General features: G+C 71.4%; 19 protein-coding genes. 6 read left to right on the top strand and 13 right to left on the bottom strand.

The annotated features are described in order from the left end of the window. The first annotated feature begins 2 nt into the window (after positions 1-2). A complete protein-coding gene (locus tag ASC76_RS14490; RefSeq protein WP_056467644.1) occupies positions 3-617 on the top strand; it encodes a hypothetical protein in 615 nt (204 codons plus the stop codon). A gap of 8 nt (positions 618-625) precedes the next feature. Here the strand turns inward: ASC76_RS14490 and ASC76_RS25405 are convergent, their stop codons facing one another. The 8 genes from ASC76_RS25405 to ASC76_RS14525 form a co-directional block, all read right to left on the bottom strand. Further along, entirely contained in the window at positions 626-820 is a 195-nt protein-coding gene (locus ASC76_RS25405) for a hypothetical protein (protein WP_235580471.1), read from the bottom strand. Next, a complete protein-coding gene (locus ASC76_RS14495) occupies positions 813-1,508 on the bottom strand; it encodes a mobilization protein (RefSeq protein WP_056467646.1) in 696 nt (231 codons plus the stop codon). The genes ASC76_RS25405 and ASC76_RS14495 overlap by 8 nt, the downstream gene beginning before the upstream one ends. A 110-nt stretch (positions 1,509-1,618) precedes the next feature. Next, positions 1,619-3,322: a hypothetical protein gene (locus ASC76_RS14500; protein ID WP_162247126.1), complete on the bottom strand. Its 1,704-nt coding sequence runs from the start codon at positions 3,320-3,322 to the stop codon at positions 1,619-1,621. A 108-nt stretch (positions 3,323-3,430) separates the two neighbouring features. Further along, complete coding sequence (locus tag ASC76_RS14505) at positions 3,431-4,093, bottom strand: ion channel (protein WP_056467652.1); 663 nt, start codon at positions 4,091-4,093, stop codon at positions 3,431-3,433. Positions 4,094-4,109: 16 nt separating this feature from the next. Then, a complete protein-coding gene (locus tag ASC76_RS14510; protein WP_056467654.1) occupies positions 4,110-4,856 on the bottom strand; it encodes an SDR family oxidoreductase in 747 nt (248 codons plus the stop codon). Then, positions 4,853-5,686 carry a BPSS1780 family membrane protein gene (locus ASC76_RS14515; protein ID WP_157615723.1) on the bottom strand — a complete coding sequence of 278 codons (834 nt, stop codon included), beginning with the start codon at positions 5,684-5,686 and terminating at the stop codon, positions 4,853-4,855. Before ASC76_RS14515 ends, ASC76_RS14510 begins: the two co-directional genes overlap by 4 nt. Then, entirely contained in the window at positions 5,683-6,669 is a 987-nt protein-coding gene (locus ASC76_RS14520; protein ID WP_056467660.1) for a homoserine kinase, read from the bottom strand. The genes ASC76_RS14515 and ASC76_RS14520 overlap by 4 nt, the downstream gene beginning before the upstream one ends. 3 nt (positions 6,670-6,672) lie before the next feature. After that, a complete protein-coding gene (locus ASC76_RS14525) occupies positions 6,673-6,999 on the bottom strand; it encodes a DUF2782 domain-containing protein (RefSeq protein WP_157615725.1) in 327 nt (108 codons plus the stop codon). A gap of 59 nt (positions 7,000-7,058) precedes the next feature. Here ASC76_RS14525 and polA point away from each other — a divergent pair, with 59 nt between their 5' ends. Beyond that, positions 7,059-9,779 carry a DNA polymerase I gene (gene polA, locus ASC76_RS14530; protein ID WP_056467665.1) on the top strand — a complete coding sequence of 907 codons (2,721 nt, stop codon included), beginning with the start codon at positions 7,059-7,061 and terminating at the stop codon, positions 9,777-9,779. Then, on the top strand, positions 9,776-10,975 hold the full coding sequence (locus ASC76_RS14535; protein WP_162247127.1) for an MFS transporter: 1,200 nt from the start codon (positions 9,776-9,778) through the stop codon (positions 10,973-10,975). Before polA ends, ASC76_RS14535 begins: the two co-directional genes overlap by 4 nt. A 19-nt stretch (positions 10,976-10,994) precedes the next feature. On the opposite strand, the gene ASC76_RS14540 is transcribed toward ASC76_RS14535, so the two are convergent. The 5 genes from ASC76_RS14540 to ASC76_RS14560 all read right to left on the bottom strand — a co-directional run bounded on the left by ASC76_RS14540 (position 10,995) and on the right by ASC76_RS14560 (position 16,009). Beyond that, complete coding sequence (locus ASC76_RS14540; protein ID WP_056467668.1) at positions 10,995-13,250, bottom strand: ATP-binding protein; 2,256 nt, start codon at positions 13,248-13,250, stop codon at positions 10,995-10,997. Beyond that, positions 13,247-13,591 (bottom strand): circadian clock KaiB family protein, encoded by a 345-nt coding sequence (locus ASC76_RS14545; RefSeq protein ID WP_056467671.1) that lies wholly within the window; start codon positions 13,589-13,591, stop codon positions 13,247-13,249. The genes ASC76_RS14540 and ASC76_RS14545 overlap by 4 nt, the downstream gene beginning before the upstream one ends. Positions 13,592-13,594: 3 nt before the next feature. Further along, the gene (locus ASC76_RS14550; RefSeq protein WP_056467675.1) at positions 13,595-13,924 is read right to left on the bottom strand and encodes a circadian clock KaiB family protein; all 330 of its coding nucleotides are present in this window, start codon (positions 13,922-13,924) and stop codon (positions 13,595-13,597) included. 2 nt (positions 13,925-13,926) lie between these two features. Continuing rightward, the gene (gene kaiC, locus ASC76_RS14555) at positions 13,927-15,672 is read right to left on the bottom strand and encodes a circadian clock protein KaiC (protein WP_056467678.1); all 1,746 of its coding nucleotides are present in this window, start codon (positions 15,670-15,672) and stop codon (positions 13,927-13,929) included. A gap of 115 nt (positions 15,673-15,787) precedes the next feature. Further along, positions 15,788-16,009 carry a hypothetical protein gene (locus tag ASC76_RS14560; protein ID WP_056467682.1) on the bottom strand — a complete coding sequence of 74 codons (222 nt, stop codon included), beginning with the start codon at positions 16,007-16,009 and terminating at the stop codon, positions 15,788-15,790. Positions 16,010-16,178: 169 nt separating this feature from the next. Here ASC76_RS14560 and ASC76_RS14565 point away from each other — a divergent pair, with 169 nt between their 5' ends. From ASC76_RS14565 to ASC76_RS14575, 3 genes are read left to right on the top strand one after another with little or no spacing between them, the layout of a single operon-like run. Continuing rightward, a complete protein-coding gene (locus tag ASC76_RS14565; RefSeq protein WP_056467685.1) occupies positions 16,179-17,141 on the top strand; it encodes a diacylglycerol kinase family protein in 963 nt (320 codons plus the stop codon). Further along, a complete protein-coding gene (locus tag ASC76_RS14570) occupies positions 17,138-17,935 on the top strand; it encodes a metallophosphoesterase (RefSeq protein WP_056467689.1) in 798 nt (265 codons plus the stop codon). The genes ASC76_RS14565 and ASC76_RS14570 overlap by 4 nt, the downstream gene beginning before the upstream one ends. Then, positions 17,925-18,749, top strand: a complete 825-nt coding sequence (locus ASC76_RS14575) for a phosphatase PAP2 family protein (protein ID WP_056467692.1) — start codon at positions 17,925-17,927, stop codon at positions 18,747-18,749. The genes ASC76_RS14570 and ASC76_RS14575 overlap by 11 nt, the downstream gene beginning before the upstream one ends. Positions 18,750-18,758: the final 9 nt, after the last annotated feature.

The raw sequence follows: 18,758 nt of genomic DNA on the forward strand, positions 1-18,758 counted from the left end.
CCATGAAGTTCATCCACGCGGCCGGCGCGCTGACCGCGGCCGGCCTGCTGCTCGGCGGCTGCGCCAGCACCGCCGTCGACGCGCAGTGGCGCAGCACCGAGCTGCCCGCCGGCTACCTGCGCGGCGCCACCGTGATGGTCAGCTGCGAGACCGGCGAACTCGTGATCAAGCGCATCTGCGAGGATCAGGTCGTCGCCGACCTCTCCGCGCGCGGCGTGCGTGCGCTGCTGCCTTCGCCTGGCGATGCGGTGCCGGCGCCGCCCGGCGGCAGCGTCGACATGCAACTCCTGCCGGCCGCGCGACGCAGCGGCGCGCGCGCAGTGTTCAGCGTCGGCATCGGGCTCGCATCCCAGAGCGTCAGCCCGGGCTTCACGATCGGCATCGGCGGCTTCGGCTTCGGGCGCCACTCGGCCGGTGGTATTGGCGTGTCGGCACCCATCGGCGGCGGGCAGGTCAGCCAGGGTTACGCGGCGAATGCGCGCGTGACGGACGTGGCCTCGAGCCGGCTGATGTGGACGGCCCGTGCGAGCTCGCCGCCGTCCTCCGACGTCAATGGCCAGCTGGCGGAGCTGTCACGCAGCCTGCTCGGCGCCGCCGGGGGCGCGGGCCTGTTCTGACGCGGGCGTCACGGTGCCGGCGGGCTGCCGGGCGTGACGACGTCGATCGTCTTCTCGATCACCTTGCCGGTGACCTTCACGCCGGTCGAGACGACCGCCCCGGTGACCGAGATCGCCGCGCCCGCGGCGGCACCGGCGATCGTCACGACGGCGCAGCCGCCGAGCGCAGCGGCCAGCACGATCGCGAGGAGCGCTCTACACACCCACATCGTCGATCTCGCGGTACACATCGCGCAGCCACATCTTGACGCGCTGGCGGTCCATCATGCCGAGGCCGCCGCTGTTCGGCTCCTGCGGGTTTTTGGCCTTCCAGAAGCTGCTGCTGCCGGCGTCGATCTTCTGGATCACGCCGTCGTGCAGCTTCTTGATCGAGACGATGCGGGCGCCGAATTCCAGCGCGCGCTGCTGCTGGCCCGACTGCTCGAGCACCGAGAAGTCGTTGCCGCGCACCTGATTGCGCACCAGCACGTATTTCAGGCCGGTGCCGAAGCGGTCGAGCAGGCGCTGCAGCAGGTCGACCGAGTCCTTGCCCGAATCCATCACGTGCCAGTAGTGGATCGTCATGCCCATCTCTTCGGCCATGTTGACCAGGCCCACATCGTCCATCCACCTGACCAGCGGCTCGTGCGTCTGCGCCGCCAGGTCGACCAGGATGCGGCGCTCGGGCTGCTCGGCGGCGGCCTCGACGATCACATCGAGCGCCTCGTAGTGGTCCATCACCACCGGCGAGGCATAGCCGGCGTAGAAGCGCATCAGCGCGCCGTGGGAGCGGTCGGTGTCGAACCCGAGGAACGGGATGTTCTTGTCGATCATGTACTGCGCCAGCACGCGCGCGGTCAGCGATTTGCCGACGCCGCCTTTTTCGCCGCCGATGAAGTGGATGTGCGCCATCTGTTCAATTCCTTTGGGTGTGGCCGATTCTGCATTGTCGCGGGTCAGCAAGATCCGAACCCGCGCGGGCGTCGCTCGGGCGTTGCGCGGGTGACGCGAGGCGCTGCGCGTCAGTCGCGACGGTCGCGGTCGGCGAGACCGGTCAGGCTGACCAGCGCGGTCAGCGCGAGGGTCCAGCCGCACGCCGATTCGGCCCAGTTCAGCAGCCGCAGCAGCGGCGTGCCCAGCCACCCTTCGAGCTCGGGCGCAAGGGCGCCGCGCACCGGGGCCCAAAGCCGCTCCTGCTGCAGGTCGGCGAGCGGCAGCAGTGCGTCCAGCGAATACAGCAGCGGCCGGAACGCGGGCATCGTGAGCGGCAGCTGCGCGCAGTCGGGGCGGCACGCGGCGAGGCGCGGGGCCGCGAGCAGCAGCGCGGGGCTCGGGGCGAAGCGGTCCGCCGCCGACCAGTACGCGGCGCCGCACAGCGCCCACACGACGACCGCCCAGCCGAGCAGCCGCCACGGCCGCTGCCCGTAGCCGGCAAGCGCGCCGAACAGCGCGTGCACGCCGCGTCGCACTGCGCGCGCCAGCGTCGACGTCTCGCGACCGATCGCGCCGATCGCCCGCAAATGCTGTTCGCGGCGCAGCGCCAGCGTGCGGGCGGCGGCCCGGTGCCCGCTCGCGCGCAGCACCGCGATGGCGCGGCGCCACGGGTCGGGCCGGAAGTCGCGGTCGACGTGGTCGCCGTGCTGGCGCACCAGCCAGTCGAAGCGCATCGCGGCATCGGTCGGCGCATCGGGACCGAAGCGCCGGTAGACGAAGCCGTCGAGCACATGGTGCTGGCCCCAGGTCCCGGCATCGTCGCTGAGCGCGCCCACCTGCGCGTCGGCGAGCGACGCTCCCTGCAGCGGGTTCTGCAGCCGGCGCATCGTCAGGGTGCCCTCGATCCGGGCGCGGTCGAGCCGCAGCGCGGCGCCGTCCACGCCCCAGCCGGCGTCGCCGACCGCGTCGAAGTCGGCCCCGCTCACGTCGAGGTCACCGCCGATGCGGGTCTGCTGCAGGCGCACGGCGCCGGCGGCCGAGAACCCCGCATCGAGCATGACGTGGCCGGCCACGACCGCACGGTCGAGGTTCAGCGCCACGCCGCGCGCGCCGGCGGCATTGACGTCGGCGGTCATGCGCGCGGTCGCGGCGCGCAGGTCACCGTCGATCCGCGCCGACACCAGCCGCAACTCGCCGATCGTCTCGGCGCCGCCGAGCAGCTTGAAGTCGCCACCGACTTGCGCGCCATCGGCCACGAAGGTCTGGCGCCAGGCGTGCGCGGCGCCGTCGTCGCCCATGCACAGGCGCTCGCCGTCGAAATCGCCGCCGATGCGGGCCCGTGCGATGCGGATGGCGCCGTCGACGTTGCAGCCGGCGTTCAGCGCCAGGTCACCCTCGACCTGGCAGCCGTCGGCGAGCAGTCCCGGCAGCGCGCAGTCGCCGAAGCTGAGGCTGCCGCGCACCTGCGCGCCGCCCAGCTGCGGCGGCGCCGTGAAGGTGCAGCGGAACAGCCACAGGCTCAGCGGCAGCGTCGCGTCGGTCAACTCGAGCCGGCCGACCACGCAGGCGCCCATGATCTGCAGCTGGCGCCCGACGACCGGCGCACCGGCGCCGCCGCCGCGCGCCATGAACGCGAGGAACTCGCCGCGCAGCTTGACCTCGGGCGTCGGCCCGCGCGGGCGACGGTAGCCGACCTTGGCGATGCCGCCGGCGGCGGCCGCGCGCAGCACCAGCAATTCGGCCAGCAGCAACGGTTCAAATTCGGCGAGGGCGGTCGGGGTGGGCGTCACCACCGCGAAGCCCCCGATTCGCACGTCGGTCGGGGCGGCAAAGTCGGCATCCCCCGATTCTGGGGCCGATGTGCGTTTTGTCACATTTGCCGTCCCCCGCAACTGCGGGGTTCAGCGCGCCTGCAACGTCAGGCCGATCAGGCGTGAGACGACGGCCGCCAGGTACATCACCCCGACGAACATCTCGACGCTGGCCAGCGCACGCGCGTGCGCGGTGATCGGCACCACGTCGCCGATGCCGGTGCTCGAGAGCAGCGCGAAGCTCAGGTACATCAGCTCGGTCCAGGTGCGCGGCTCGCCGGCGTTGACCGCCGCGGCGAAGCAGCCGGGCTGCAGCGCCTGGGTCAGCAGGAACAGGTAGGTGAAGCCCCAGGCGATCAGCGTGAACGTGGCGCCGGCGCAGAACAGCTCGTCGGCGCTGGCGTGGCGGTCGGCCATCATGTAGGCGATCAGGCTGCCGGCGGCGTAGAAATAGAACACCGCCTCCAGCCCCGACGACCACGGCAGCAGTTGCGGCATGTCGAACAGCGCCTGCAGCCCGAGCATCACGATCGCCGGCATCGCGATCAGCACGCTGACCCAGGTCAGCCCGGGCGTGCGCCGCACCATGCGCGTGGTGATGATCAGCACCACGATGCCGAACGCGCCGAAGCCGATGCGCCCGGCCTCGGTCCGCTCGATGAACGGGTAGAGCACCATGCCCGCCAGCTGCACCAGCAGCAGGATCGCCGACGGGTGGCGCCTGATGCGTGCGAGCAGGCGCAGCCGGTTCATCGGGCGTGGCGCGCTGTCAGCCGCGGCCGACGAACGGCATCTTGGTCGCCATCACGGTCATGAACTGCACGTTGGCCTCCAGCGGCAGGCTCGCCATGTGCACGACGGCGTCGGCGACGTGCTTCACGTCCATGCGCGGCTCGACCATCATCGTGCCGTTGGCCTGCGGCACGCCGGTGGTCATGCGCTGGGTCATCTCGCTGGCGGCGTTGCCGATGTCGATCTGCCCGCAGGCGATGTCGTGGGCGCGGCCGTCGAGCGAGGTCGCCTTGGTCAGGCCGGTGATCGCGTGCTTGGTGGCGGTGTACGGCGCGCTGAACGGACGCGGCGCGTAGGCCGAGATCGAGCCGTTGTTGATGATGCGACCGCCGCGCGGGCTCTGCGTCTTCATCAGCTTGAACGCCTGCTGGGTGCACAGGAAGACCGCGGTCAGGTTGACGTCGACCACCGCCTTCCACTGCTCGACGGTCAGCTCGTCCATCGGGATCGCCGGCGCGCCGGTGCCCGCGTTGTTGAACAGCACGTCGAGCCGGCCGAAGGCCTGGCGCGTCGTCTCGAACAGCGCGGCGACCGCCGCTGCATCGGTGGCGTCGGTCGGGACCGGCAGCGCGTGCTCGGCGAGCGCACCGGCCAGCGCCTTCGTTTCGTTCAGCGCATCGGCGCGTCGGCCCGCGAGCACGACCTTGTAGCCGGCGGCGAGCAGGGCGAGCGAGGTGGCGCGGCCGATGCCGCTGCCGGCTCCGGTGACCATGGCGATCTTCATGGGGCAATCTCCGAGGGGGGCGGAAGGGCGCCGCCCGCCGCGTCGCCATCCGAGGCGACGAAGCAGTCGGCGAAGGTGAAATACAGCGAAGCGTAGTAGACGACCGCGACCACTGCGGAGATCGGCAGCGTGATGCTGAGCAGCAGCTGCGGCTGGCCCAGCACCGAGAGCAGCAGGCCGCCGAGCATGCCCAGGCCCATGATCCAGGCGAGCCAGATCAGGCTGTGGACGGCGAACGCGCCGCGGTTGCGCCAGCACGCGATCGTGCTCGAGAACAGCGCCTTGGCGCAGCCGTGGCCGTCCCAGTAGACGAGTGCCGGCGCGTGCCAGAACGGCACCGCGAGCAGGCCGGTCAAGGTCAGGCGCAGCAGCAGCTCGAACAGCGCGCTCGGGCTGGCAGCCAGCGTCGGCGGCGCGCTGGCCGCGCCCGCGGCGCCGGACGGCGCGGACTGGATCAGCACCTCCGACGTCCCGTCGTCGATCAGTTCGCCGAGCAGCATGATCAGCAGCAGCGCCGACGCGTAGATCATGCCGAGCTGCACCAGGGCGATCACCCGCGGCCGCGCCGCGCGCCACGGCGCGGCGAACACGCTCCAGGTGGGCGTCCCGCCCTCGAGCACGGTGCGGGTCGCGATCATGAAGCCGAGCGACACCAGCGGCACCAGCGGCAGCGCCAGCAGCACCAGCATCGGCAGGATGTTGACGAGCACCATGCCGGCGAGCACCGGGATGAACAGCCCGCAGAACGCGACCGGGTGGCGCGCGAACGCCTTGAATCCCTGGCGCACCCACAGCGCCCCTTGGCGGGCTGGAACGGTCTGAAGTCTCATGCAGTCTCGGGTTCGGGGCCGGCCGGATGCCACGGCGTGTCGACGCGCTCGCGCAGCACGCGTTCGAAGTGGTCGGGGTCGTGGGCCGTCAACAGGGTGGCGTCGCGCGGCAGGTGCAGGTCCCACAGGCGCGACAGCCAGAAGCGGAACGCGGCCGCGCGCATCAGCGCCGGCACCAGGCGACGCTCGCCGCCGGTCAGCGGCCGCACCGCGGCGTAGGCCGCGACCAGCGCGGCAGCACGCGCCTCGTCGAGGCGGCCGGAAGCGAGGTCGATGCACCAGTCGTTCAGGCACACCGCGAGGTCGAACAACCAGGTGTCGACGCCGGCGAAGTAGAAGTCGAACAGGCCGCTGAGGCGGTCGCCGTCCGGGCCGTCGTCGAACATGACGTTGTCGCGGAACAGGTCGGCATGGATCGCGCCGCGCGGCAGCGCCGCGTAGGCCGGCGTCGCGGCCAGGTGCTGCTGGAACGCCAGCTCGCTCTCCATCAATGCACGCTGCGTCGCCGTCAGGAACGGCAGCACGACCGGCACCGTCTCGCTCCACCATGCCAGGCCACGCAGGTGCGGCTGCTGCATCGCGAAGTCGGCGCCGGCCAGGTGCAGTCGCGCCAGCATCGCCCCCAGGCTCGCGCAGTGGGCCGCGTCGGGCGCGAGGTGGTGGCGGCCGGGCAGGCAGTCGACGACGGCGGCCGGCTTGCCGTGCAGCGTGTGCAGGATCGCGCCGCTGGCATCCGCATGCGGCGCGGGCACCGGGATGCCACGCTCCGCGAGGTGCTTCATCAGGTGCAGGTAGTACGGCAGCTGTTCGAAGCCGAGCCGTTCGAAGATCGTCAGCACGTAGCGCCCGCGCTCGGTGTCGACGAAATAGTTGGTGTTCTCGATCCCGCTGCGGATGCCCTGCAGCGTCTTCAGTTCACCCAGGCCCAGGCGCGCGACGAGCGAGGCGGCGTCGGTGTCGGAAACGTCGGTGTAGACCGCCACGACTCAGAAAGCGAGCACGTTCCAGACCCGCTTGCCGATCGCGCTGGTGGCGCCGCCGGTGCCGTCGACCGACTCGCGCCCGCTGCGCCCGACGATGATCTCGTAGCTCCTCGTGGTGCCGACCTTCGGCGTCACGACCACGTGCGTGACCTGGCCGCGCACCCGCAGTTCGTCGATCCGGGAGCCGTCGTCCTCGATCACGGTGTGCTTGACGTTCGGCTCGCCGCGCTCGGTGGCCCCCGCGGGCAGCGGCTGGACCGCCGCCGGCGCGGTCTGTGCCCACGCGGGCGCGCACATGCACAGGAGAGCCAGGGCGAGGGTCGGGTTCATGGGGCCATTCTAGGGCGGGCACCGGCCGGCGCCGGGCGACGCTGCTTCACAATGACGCCATGAGTGACAAGACCCTGCTGCTGGTCGACGGATCCAGCTACCTCTACCGTGCCTACCATGCGCTGCCCGACCTCCGCGGGCCCGGCAACGTACCCACCGGCGCGCTGCGCGGCGTCGTCTCGATGCTGAAGCTGCTGCGCGAGCAGCACCCCGCCGCGCTCGGCGCGTGCGTGTTCGACGCCAAGGGCCGCACCTTCCGCGACGACTGGTACGCCGAGTACAAGGCCCACCGCGCCGCTATGCCCGACGACCTGGCCGCGCAGATCGAGCCGATCCACGAGGCCGTCAAGCTGCTCGGCTGGCCGGTGCTCTCGGTGCCCGGCATCGAGGCGGACGACGCGATCGGCACGCTGTGCAAGGTCGCCGCGGCCGCGGGCTTCAACGTGATCGTGTCGACCGGCGACAAGGACCTGGCGCAGCTCGTCGACGACCGCGTGACGCTGGTCAACACGATGAGCAACGAGCGGCTCGATCCGGCCGCCGTGCGCGAGAAGTTCGGCGTGGCGCCGGACCGCATCGTCGACTACCTGACGCTGGTCGGCGACACCGTCGACAACGTGCCGGGCGTCGAGAAGGTCGGCCCCAAGACCGCCGCCAAGTGGATCGGCGAGTACGGCTCGCTCGACGGCGTGATCGCGGCTGCGCCGACGATGAAGGGCGCCGCCGGCGAGAACCTGCGCAAGGCGCTGGACTGGTTGCCGCAGGGCCGCCGCCTCGTGACCGTCGCGACCGACTGCGACCTGACCGGCCATGTGGCCGACTGGCCGGCGTTCGAATCGCTGGCGTTCGCACCGATCGACCCGGTCGCGCTGTCCGCGTTCTACGACCGCTACGGGTTCAAGAGCATGAAGCGCGAGCTCGAACCGACCGGTGCCGTGCCCGCGGCGGCGCCGACCGTGGCCGCGCCGGCGATCGAGAAGAAGTACGAGACCGTGCTGACGATGGACCGGTTGCAGGCCTGGATCGCGCAGATCGAGGCCGCGTCGCTGACCGCGATCGACACCGAGACCGATTCGCTCGACCCCATGCGCGCGCAGATCGTCGGCATCTCGCTGGCGACCGAGGTCGGCGAGGCCGCCTACATCCCGCTGCGCCACACCTATGCCGGCGTGCCCGACCAGTTGCCGATCGACGCGGTGCTGGCGGCGCTGCGGCCGTGGCTGGAGAACCCGGCCGCCGCCAAGCTCGGCCAGAACATCAAGTACGACACCCACGTGTTCGCGAACGCCGGCATCGCGATCCGGGGCTACGCCCACGACACGATGCTGCAGAGCTACGTGCTCGAAGCGCACAAGGCGCACAGCCTCGAAAGCCTGGCCGACCGCCACCTCGGCCGCAAGGGCCTGAGCTACGAGGACCTGTGCGGCAAGGGCGCGCACCAGATCCCGTTCGCGCAGGTGGCGATCGACATGGCCGCCGACTACTCGTGCGAGGACAGCGAGATGGCGCTGCACGTGCACCGGACGCTGTGGCCGCAGATCGAGGCGAACGCGGGGCTGCGCTACATCTACGAGCAGATCGAGATGCCGACCAGTGCGCTGCTCGGCCGCATCGAGCGCACCGGCGTGCTGATCGACGCGGCGCTGCTGGCGCGCCAGAGCCAGCAGCTCGCCGAGCGGATGGTCGCGCTCGAACAGCAGGCCTACGAGCTCGCGGGCCAGCCGTTCAACCTCGGCAGCCCGAAGCAGATCGGCGAGATCCTGTTCGGCAAGCTGGGGCTGCCGGTCAAGAAGAAGACGATGAGCGGCGCGCCGAGCACCGACGAAGAAGTGCTCGCCGAACTCGCCGCCGACTACCCGCTGCCGGCCCGCCTGCTCGAGCACCGCAGCCTGTCGAAGCTGAAGGGCACCTACACCGACAAGCTGCCGCTGATGGTCAACCCGGCCACCGGCCGCGTCCACACCAACTACGCGCAGGCGGTGGCGGTGACCGGGCGGCTGTCGAGCAACGACCCGAACCTGCAGAACATCCCGATCCGCACCGCCGAGGGCCGGCGCGTGCGCGAGGCCTTCATCCCGCCGCCGGGCCACTCGATCCTGAGCGCCGACTATTCGCAGATCGAGCTGCGCATCATGGCCCACATGAGCCGCGATCCGGGGCTGCTGAAGGCCTTCGCCGAAGGCGTCGACGTGCACCGCGCGACCGCCAGCGAGGTCTTCGGCACCGCGCTGCCCGAGGTCAGCAACGAGCAGCGTCGCTACGCGAAGACGATCAACTTCGGGCTGATCTACGGCATGGGCGCGTTCGGCCTGGCGCAGGCGCTGGGCATCGAGCGCAGTGCGGCGGCGACCTACATCGAGCGCTACTTCGAGCGCTTCGCCGGCGTGCGCCGCTACATGGACGAGACCAAGGCGTCGGCGCACCAGAAAGGCTACGTCGAGACGCTGTTCGGCCGGCGCATCTACCTGCCCGAGATCAACGGCGGCAGCGGCCCGCGCAAGAGCGCGGCCGAGCGCCAGGCGATCAACGCGCCGATGCAGGGCACCGCGGCCGACCTGATCAAGCTCGCGATGATCGCGGTGCAGCGCACGCTGGACGACGAGCAGCGCGCGACCAAGGTGATCATGCAGGTGCACGACGAACTGGTGTTCGACGTGCCGGCCGAGGAGCTCGACTGGGCGCGCGCCGAGGTGCCGCGCATCATGGCCTCGGTCGCGTCGCTGGAGGTGCCGCTGCTGGCCGAGGTCGGCGTCGGCGCCAACTGGGACGAGGCGCATTGACCGCGATCCGCGGCGCGGCGGCGGCTGACGCCGAGGTCGAGCCGCGCTACGGCTGGGTCGTCGTCTGGGCGAGCTTCGTCGCGCTGGCGGTGATCTTCGGCGTCGTCTACTCGTTCGCGGCGTTCTTCGAATCGTTCGCCGGCGCGTTCGGCGCCAGCCGCGCCGGCGTGTCGCTGGTGTTCGGCCTCTCGGGCCTGCTGTACTTCGTGCTCGGCGCGTTCGGCGGCATGCTGGCCGACCGGTTCGGGCCGCGCGTCGTCACCAGCGCCGGCATGCTGTGCATCGCCGCCGCGCTCGGCGCCGGCAGCGTCGCGCAGTCGATGCTGCAGCTGACGCTGGCGTACGGCATCGGCCTCGGGATCGGCGTCGCGCTGGTCTACACGCCCGCGATCGGTTGCGTGCAGCCGTGGTTCACGCGCCGCCGCGGCCTGGCGGCCGGCATCGCGAGCGCGGGCATCGGCGCCGGCACCTTCGGCGTGCCGCTGCTCGCGGCCGCGGCGATCGCGCAGTGGCAGTGGCGCGGCGCGATGTGGGCGTTGGCGGCCGGGGTGCTGGTCGTCGGGCTCGGCGCGACGCTGCTGTTGCGCCGCGCACCGGCTGCGGCGCGGCGCGCCGACGGCAGCGTGCCGGGCACGCCGCTGGTGCAGGCGCTGCCCAGCCGCTCGTTCATCTGGCTGTATGCGATGTGCGTGCTGGCGGCGCCGGCGATGTTCATCCCGTTCGCGCACCTCTCGGCGGCGGCGCGCGACCTCGGCATCGGCGATGCGCGCGCGGTCGGGCTGGTCGGGCTGATCGGCATCGGCAGCCTGGTCGGGCGTTTCGCGATCGGCGCCATCGCCGATCGCATCGGCCGGCCGCGCACGCTGATTGGTGTGCAGGCCTCGCTCGGGCTGGCGATGCTGCTGTGGCTCGTCGCCGGCGGCTATCCGGCGCTGGCGGTGTTCGCGCTGTGGATGGGCCTGAGCTACGGCGGCATCGTCTCGCTGATGCCGGCGCTGTGCATGGACCTGTACGGCGCGCGCGCGGTCTCGTCGATCATCGGCACGCTGTACACCGGCGCGGCGCTCGGCAACATCGCCGGGCCGTGGCTGGCGGGGCGGGTGTTCGATGCGCAGGGCAGCTACGCGCCGGTGATCGCCGGCTGTGCGGCGCTGTCGCTGCTCGCGACGCTGGCCACCTGGCGCGCGCTGCGGTGAACCGGCCGCCCGGCCGCCGTCACGCCACTCCGGCGTGCATCATCTCGCGCACCTTGCGGGCCAGCTCGGTGATCTCGAACGGCTTGGTCAGCACCGACATGCCGGACTCCAGCTGGCCGTTGCCGACCGCGGCGTTCTCGGCATAGCCGGTGATGAACAGCACCTTGAGGGCGGGGCGCGAAACCCGCGCCGCGTCCGCAACCTGGCGGCCATTGATGCCGCCGGGCAGGCCGACGTCGGTGACGAGGAAGTCGATGCGCCGGCCCGACTGCAGCATCTGCAGCCCGGCCTGCCCGTCCGGCGCGCTGAGCACGCGGTAGCCGGCCTCGACCAGCAGCTCGGTGATCAGCGTGCGGATCGTCGCCTCGTCCTCGATCACGAGGATGGTCTGACCCTCGCCTTCCTCGATCTCCATCCGGTCGGGTCCGGGCGCGTCGTCCTCGGCCGTCCCCACGAAGCGCGGCAGGTACAGGCACATGGTCGTGCCGTGCGCGGGCTCGGAGTAGATCCGCACCTGCCCGCCGGACTGGCGCACGAACCCGTACACCATCGACAGGCCGAGGCCCGTGCCCTGGCCCAGCGGCTTGGTGGTGAAGAACGGGTCGAAGACGCGCTTGATCACGTCGGGCGCCATGCCGCTGCCGGTGTCGGTCACGCACAGCGAGATGTACTGGCCGGGCGGCAGTTCGCGCTCCGCGGCGGCGCGGTCGTCGAGCCACTTGTTGCTCGTCTCGATGGTCAGTCGGCCGCCGCCAGGCATCATCGCGTCGCGCGCATTGATGCACAGGTTGAGCAGCGAGTTCTCGAGCTGCGACGGGTCGATCCGGGTCGGCCACAGGCCGCCGGCGCCGACGACCTCGAGCGTGACGCTCGGGCCGACGGTGCGGCGGATCAGTTCCTCCATTCCGGCGATCAGCCGGTTCACGTCGGTCGGCTTCGGATCGAGCGTCTGGCGGCGTGCAAACGCCAGCAGGCGCTGCGTCAGCGCGGCGGCGCGGCGCACCGCGTCCAGCCCCATCGAGATGTAGCGCTCGTTGCCGTCGAAGCGCTGCTGCTGCAGGCGCTTCTGCAGGATCTGCAAGCTGCCGCCGATGCCGGCCAGCAGGTTGTTGAAGTCGTGCGCGATGCCGCCCGTCAGCTGCCCGACCGCCTCCATCTTCTGCGCCTGGCGCAGCGCGTGCTCGGCCACCATCAGGTCGCGGGTGCGCGAGTCGACCATCGCTTCCAGATTCTCGTTGGCCTCGCGCAGGCGCTGCTCGCTCTCGCGCAGCGCGGCGGCACTGCGCAGGCGTCCGTCGACGGCGCGGGCGCGTTCGGCCACGTCGCGCAGCAGCGCCAGATCGTCGGCGGACCAGGCGCGCGTCCGGGCATCGTTGACGAACAGCACCGCGACCAGCCGGCCCTGCTCGACCACGGGCACGTTGAGGAACGAGCGCGCGCTGCGGTCCTCGAGCGCGGCGGCGGCGTCCACGGTGCGCGGATCGCGACGCACGTCGTCGATCGTCACCGGCTCGCCGGCCTTCAGCGTGTCGATGAACGAACCGTACGCGCGCAGGGGGAGCGTGCCGGCGAGGCTGTCCACACCCGGGGCGGTCCAGTCGCGCACGACGTGCAGGGTCTCGTCCTCGGGGTCGATGGTGCCGTAGCCGGCGCGGCTCACGCGCAGCGTCTCGCCGAGGAGGCGGGCCGCCTCGTAGCCGGCGGTGTCGCTGGAATCGGCATCGCGCAGTCGATCGCTCAGGCGCGCCAGCGCGTCGCGCCGCCGGTCGGCGCGCCAGCGGCGGGTCACGTCGCGCATCACCGCGAGCGTGCCGGTGGTGTCGCCGCTCGCGTCCTTCAGGTCGGAGACGATCGATTCCACGTGGATCTCGGAACCGTCGGCCAGGTGATGCACGCTGACCACGCCGGCGCGACGCTCGCCCCACGGCATCTCCAGCCCCTCGCGCACCACCGTCTCGGCATACACGTCGCCGCGGGTGCGGCCGAGCGCCGCGGCCGACGCGATGCCGTAGCGCAGCTCGGCGGCGGTGTTCATGTAGATGATGTGGCCGTCGTTGTCGAACGCGAACACCGCGTCTTCCATCTGCGACAACACGTCCTGGCGCATCCGGTTCGAGGCGGCATGCGCGCTTTCGAGGGTGTAGATCTCGTTGTTGACGATCAGCGCGTCCACATCGCCGCTGTGGATGGAGTGCAGGGTGTCCTCGAGTTCCTGCAGACGGTTCCGCAGTTCCTCGTTCTCGGCGTTCAGGCGGACGGAGTCCGGGCCGTTCATGTCGCACCCCCGGTCAGGCGGGCCAGGCCGAGCGTCACGCGCAGGCGTTCGGTGTCGGACAGGTCGCCGATCAGGCGCCGCTGCGGCAACGGCGTCAACCGCACCAGCGTCGGCGACGCGAAGATCTGGTCGGCGCGCGCGGCGTCGACGTGCTCCGCGATGTCGAGCACATCGAGCCGGTGGGCGCCCGGCAGGTACTGCGCGAAGAAGCGGCGGGCATTGACCATCGCCCGCGACGACGCGGGCGAGGCCGAGCTGACATACAGGCGGAAGGTCTGGTCCTGTCGTTGCGCCGCCGCCGGCGCGCTGGCTGCCGTGGCGGGCGCGGGGCGTTGCGGCACGGTTCAGCCCGCCGGCTTGACGTCGAGGCCGACCAGCACGCGCTCTTCGTTGGAGAGGTCACCAATGATCTTGCGCAGCGGCTCCGGGAACTTGCGCACCAGCGTCGGGACCGCGAGGATCTGGTCGCCGGCGGCCAGCTTGGGATTCACCAGCAGGTCGATCACCTCGATGCTGTAACGCCCTGCGAGATGGGTCTCGCACAGTCGCTTCAGGTTCTCGAGCGCCGCCATCGAACGCGCGGTGCTGCCGGCGACGTAGAGCTTGAGCTGCCATTCGGGACGGCCTGGCGTGGCGCCCTTGCGGGTCTTCGGCGTGGTGGTGGCGGTGGCCATGGTCAGCCCTTGCGTCGACCGTTGGTCGCCTCGGTCTTGCCGCGGGCGGCGGCGATGTCGCGCGCTCGCGAGGTGCTCGACTCGGCCTCGAACTTCTCGCGTGCGATCGCGAACTCGACCTCGCCGGCGCGCTCGTCCGCCTCGAGCAGCATCGCGGCGATCTGCGCATCCAGCGCCTTGCGCCGGTTCGCGAGATCGCGCAACCGCCGCTCGTGGTCGCGGCCGCGCAGGTCGTTCGCCGCGCTCAGGTGCGCTTCGTGGGCGATGCGCGCGGTGCCGGTCAGCACCTGGTCGCCGAACAGATAGACATCGACCAGATCGACGCCGTGGTCAGAGAAGACGAACTCGCGCACCTGGTTCGAGTGCGGCATGCCGCGCGACTTGAGCACCTGCAGCGTGCGCGTGCGCTCGCCGTTCAGCGCGATGTTGGCCAGCAGCAGCCAGGTGTCCATCAGCGACGAGACGCCGACCTCGGACGAGGCCAGCGCGACGTTGCCGCTGTCGGCGGTCAGCGAGGTGAACAGCGCGGTCGTGTTGCTGGTCTTCAGGAAGTCGATCAGGCGCATCAGCGTCAGCTTGAGCCCGCCGTCGTCCGCCTGCGAGGTCAGGTTGCTGATCGGGTCGACCGCGACGACGGCGGGCTTGAACGCGTTGACCAGGTCGTACATGTGGACCAGGTGCTGCTCCAGGCCGTGCAGCGTGGGCCGCGTCGATTCGATGCGCAGCAGCCCCTTGGAGACCCATCGGCGCAGGTCGAGGCCGATGGATTCCATGTTGCGCAGCAGCTGGCTCTGGGATTCTTCGTAGGCGAACAGCAGGGCCCGCTCGCCCCGGCTGCAGGCCGCGTTGACGAAGCTGGCGGCCAGGCTGCTCTTGCCGGTGCCCGGCGCGCCAGACACCAGCACGCTGCTGCCGCGGAACACGCCGGCACCGCCGAGCATCTGGTCGAGCCCCGTGATGCCGGTGGGCATGCGCTCGCGCGGCGCCGCGTGCTGCAGCGTCAGCGACGTGATCGGCAGCACCGAGATGCCGTACTGGCCGATCAGGAACGGGTATTCGTTGGTGCCGTGCGGCGAGCCGCGGTACTTGACGACGCGCAGGCGGCGCGTCGAGACCTGATCATGGATGCGGTGGTCGAGCAGGATCACGCAGTCGGCCACGTACTCCTCGAGGCCATAGCGGGTGAACGTGTTCTCGCCGCGCTCCGCGGTGATGACAGCGGTGACGCCCTTGTCCTTCAGCCAGCGAAACAGGCGCCGCAACTCGGCCCGCAGGATCGCGTGGTTGGGCACGCCGGCGAACAGCGCCTCGACCGTGTCGAGCACGACGCGCTTCGCGCCGATCGTGTCGATCGCATGGCCCAGGCGGATGAACAGACCCTCGAGGTCGTACTCGCCGGTTTCCTCGATCTCGCTGCGCTCGACGCGCACGAAGTCGATCGCGATCTTCTTCTGCCGCTCCAGTTTGCCCAGGTCCCAGCCGATCGACGCGACATTGGCGGCAAGTTCGTCCGCGGTCTCCTCGAACATCATGAAGACGCCGGGCTCGTCGAACTGCATCGCACCGCGCACCAGAAACTCGGCCGCGAGCATCGTCTTGCCGCAGCCGGCGGCGCCGCATACGAGCGTCGGCCGGCCGCGCGGCAAGCCGCCGCCCGTGATCTCGTCGAGGCCGGTGATGCCGGTGGGGCTCTTGGCCAGCCCCGCCGGGGCGGCAGCGGCTGTCTTGTTCTTGGTCGGTTTGGCCATGCGGCGCGATCGTCCCGGACGGGGAAAGATGGCCGAAATTTATCGCCGGCACGGTTGACCGTCGAGCGGGCGCCCCCGCGATGCCCTGTAGGAGAGTTCCTACAGGTCGGCGTTGCTATGGCAACCGCGCCTCGGCGCGCATCTGGTCGCAGACGTTCTTGCCGGTCTGGGTCAGCTGCAGCGTGCCGCCGTTCCACTCCAGCCAGTAGAGCGCCACGTAATCGGCGATCAACGCCTCGCTGACGAGATCGGCGCGGCGGCGTTGCAGGGCGGCGACTGTTTCGAGCAGCTCGCGGCGCAGTGCGTCGGTACGGGTCGGGGCAGGGGTTGTGATCAAGGCACCTCCGTGGTTGCCGGACGTTAGCACCGTCGTATGACGTTCAGGGGGCGATTTGCCCGGTGTTCGGCCCGCTTTCATCGATGCCCCCACGACATGCGGGGTCGCGACCGGCGCCGACCGGGCAGACTCCGCCCTGGCGGACAGTGCCGCGGCCCACCCTTGCTCCATGCCACCCATCCGGTTCGACCCCCATGCTCCGCTCCAGTTCGTCATCAACGGCGCTGCCGGTCAGAACGACGCCGACACCAAGCGGGCCGCGATCGAGACGGCGCTGACGCTGGCCGGGCGGCGCGCCGAGCTGCACGTCGCGCGGCCGCAGGATCTGGCGCAGGTCGCGCGCGAATGCGCCGCCGCGGCGCGTGCGGCCGGCTCGGCTGTCGTCGCCGTCGGCGGCGACGGCACGATCAACACCGTCGCGCAGGCCGCGCACGGCGCCGGCTGCGCGATGGGTGTAATGCCGCAGGGCACGTTCAACTACTTCGCCCGAACCCACGGGATTCCGCCCGAGCCGGCGGCGGCGATCGCGGCGCTGCTCGCGGCCACGCCGCGACCGGTCCAGATCGGGCTGGTCAACCGCAAGGTGTTCCTCGTCAATGCCAGCCTCGGGCTGTACCCGGAGCTGCTGCAGGACCGCGAAGCCTTCAAGGCCCGCTTCGGCCGCAGCCGGCCGGTGGCGATGCTGTCGGGCCTCGTGACGCTGCTGCGCGAACACCGTCAGCTGAAGTTGCGCATCGAACGCGGCGGCCAGGCGCGCGACGTGCGCACGCCCACGCTGTTCGTCGGCAACAACCGGCTGCAGCTCGAGCAGATCGGCGTGCACACCAGCGGCGGCGTCGAGACCGGGTGCGTCGCGGCCGTGATGCTGCGGCCGATCGGCACGTTCGCGATGCTGCAGCTGCTGCTGCGCGGCGCGCTCGGCAGCCTCGGCGAGGCGGAGGACGTCGAGACCTTCGGCTTCGACCGCATGGTGGTGCAGCCGTCGCTGGCATTCGGCATGCGGCGCATCAAGGTCGCGGTCGACGGCGAGGTGCTGTGGATGCGGGCGCCGCTGCGCTTCGAGGTCGCCGAGGTGCCGCTCTACCTGCTCGCGCCGGCACGCCGCTTCGACGACGGGGAGGGCGGGTCGTGAGCGTGCTCCTGCAGGTCTCGGACCCGCATTTCGGGACCGAGCGCGCCCCGGTGGTCGAGGCGCTCGTCGCGTTGGCACAGCGCGAGCGGCCGGCGCTGGTGGTGCTCTCCGGCGACATCACGCAGCGCGCACGCCCGGCGCAATTCCGTGCGGCGCGTGCGTTCGCCGATCGGCTCGGCGCGCCGCTGCTGGCGATCCCGGGCAACCATGACCTGCCGCTGTTCGATCTCCTGACACGCCTGCTGCGCCCGTACGCCCGCTACCGCGCGGCGTTCGGCGACGAGCTCGAGCCGGTGTTCGCCTCCGACGCCTGGCTGGTGGTCGGCGTCAACACCACGCGACCGGCGCGCCACGAGAACGGCGAGGTCGACGACGCGCAAGTGGCGCGCGTGGCGGCGCGCCTGGCCGCGGCCGCGCCGGGGCAACTGCGCGTCGTCGTCGTGCACCAGCCCGCCGCGGTGGCGCGCGCCGAGGACGAACACGACCGGCTGATCGGCCACGCGGCGGCGCTCGCGCGCTGGTCGGCCGCGGGTGCCGACATCGTGATGGGCGGGCACATCCACCTGCCGTACGTGCTGCCCATCGAGGGCGTGCCGCGGCCGCTGTGGGTCGTTCAGGCCGGCACGGCAGTCTCGGAGCGGGTGCGCGAGGGTGTGCCGAACTCGGTGAACCTGCTGCGCTGGGACGGCCGCGGTGCGCAGATCGAACAGTGGGACTGCCCGGCCGGCGGCCCGGCCTTCACCTGCCAGGCGGTGACGACGATTTCTCCGGCGCGGTCGAACGGTGGGCGCTGACGCGGACGTGGGCAACGCCGCGATCGTCGCGCTGGCGCGGGTCGCGGCGCCGCATGCGCTGGCGATCTTCGTCGTCTCGGTGGTGCTCGTCGTCGCGGCGACCTACATCGGGTGGTGGGTGCGGCATCGCCTGATCGTGCTGCCCGGCCACGTGGCCACGCCCCCGCCGTGGCTGCTCGGGCTGCGGCTCGCGCTGGGCTTCGGCGCGATCGTGGCGGGCGCGTGGGGGTTCGCGGAGATCGCCGAGGCGCTGCACGCGCAGGCGGCGCTCGGCGCGGCCGACGAACTCATCACGCAGGGCGTGCGCGACGTGCCGCTGGCGGCGCTGCACTTCTTCGCGGCGGTCACGCGGCTCGGCGACGTCGCGACGATGACCGTGCTGTGCATCGCCGTCGCGATCGGCTTGGTGGTGCTGCACCGGCGCTGGCTCGCCTTCGCCTGGGTCGTCGCGATCGCCGGCAACGGGCTGCTGAACCAGACGCTGAAGCATGTGTTCGAGCGGGTGAGGCCTCTTCACGACGACGGCCTGGTGCTGGCGCACGGCTTCAGCTTCCCGAGCGGCCACAGCTCGGGCGCGGTCGTCGGCTACGGCATGCTGGCCTATGTCGCGACGCGGCTGCTGCCGCCGCGCTGGCACCTGGCGATCTGGATCGCGGCCGTGGTGCTCGCCTTCACGATCGGCGCCAGCCGGATGTTCCTGCGCGTGCACTTCGCCAGCGACGTGCTCGCCGGCTTCGCGAGCGGCAGCGCGTGGCTCGCGGTCTGCATTGCCAGCATCGTGCTCGGACGCTGGTACAGCGCGCGGCGCACATGAGCGGTGTCA

Origin of the sequence: Rhizobacter sp. Root404 (genome assembly GCF_001425865.1) — a bacterium.
Taxonomy (GTDB): Bacteria; Pseudomonadota; Gammaproteobacteria; order Burkholderiales; family Burkholderiaceae_C; genus LMDS01.

Excerpts from the sequence above, each read along its gene's own strand:
- ASC76_RS14550 (WP_056467675.1), bottom strand. The coding sequence starts at position 13,924 with ATGGCCACCGCCACCACCACGCCGAAGACCCGCAAGGGCGCCACGCCA.
- polA (WP_056467665.1), top strand. The coding sequence starts at position 7,059 with ATGAGTGACAAGACCCTGCTGCTGGTCGACGGATCCAGCTACCTCTAC.
- ASC76_RS14510 (WP_056467654.1), bottom strand. The coding sequence starts at position 4,856 with ATGAAGATCGCCATGGTCACCGGAGCCGGCAGCGGCATCGGCCGCGCC.
- ASC76_RS14565 (WP_056467685.1), top strand. The coding sequence starts at position 16,179 with ATGCCACCCATCCGGTTCGACCCCCATGCTCCGCTCCAGTTCGTCATC.
- ASC76_RS14505 (WP_056467652.1), bottom strand. The coding sequence starts at position 4,093 with ATGAACCGGCTGCGCCTGCTCGCACGCATCAGGCGCCACCCGTCGGCG.
- ASC76_RS14515 (WP_157615723.1), bottom strand. The coding sequence starts at position 5,686 with ATGAGACTTCAGACCGTTCCAGCCCGCCAAGGGGCGCTGTGGGTGCGC.
- kaiC (WP_056467678.1), bottom strand. The coding sequence starts at position 15,672 with ATGGCCAAACCGACCAAGAACAAGACAGCCGCTGCCGCCCCGGCGGGG.
- ASC76_RS14495 (WP_056467646.1), bottom strand. The coding sequence starts at position 1,508 with ATGGCGCACATCCACTTCATCGGCGGCGAAAAAGGCGGCGTCGGCAAA.
- ASC76_RS14540 (WP_056467668.1), bottom strand. The coding sequence starts at position 13,250 with ATGAACGGCCCGGACTCCGTCCGCCTGAACGCCGAGAACGAGGAACTG.
- ASC76_RS14525 (WP_157615725.1), bottom strand. The coding sequence starts at position 6,999 with ATGAACCCGACCCTCGCCCTGGCTCTCCTGTGCATGTGCGCGCCCGCG.
- ASC76_RS14490 (WP_056467644.1), top strand. The coding sequence starts at position 3 with ATGAAGTTCATCCACGCGGCCGGCGCGCTGACCGCGGCCGGCCTGCTG.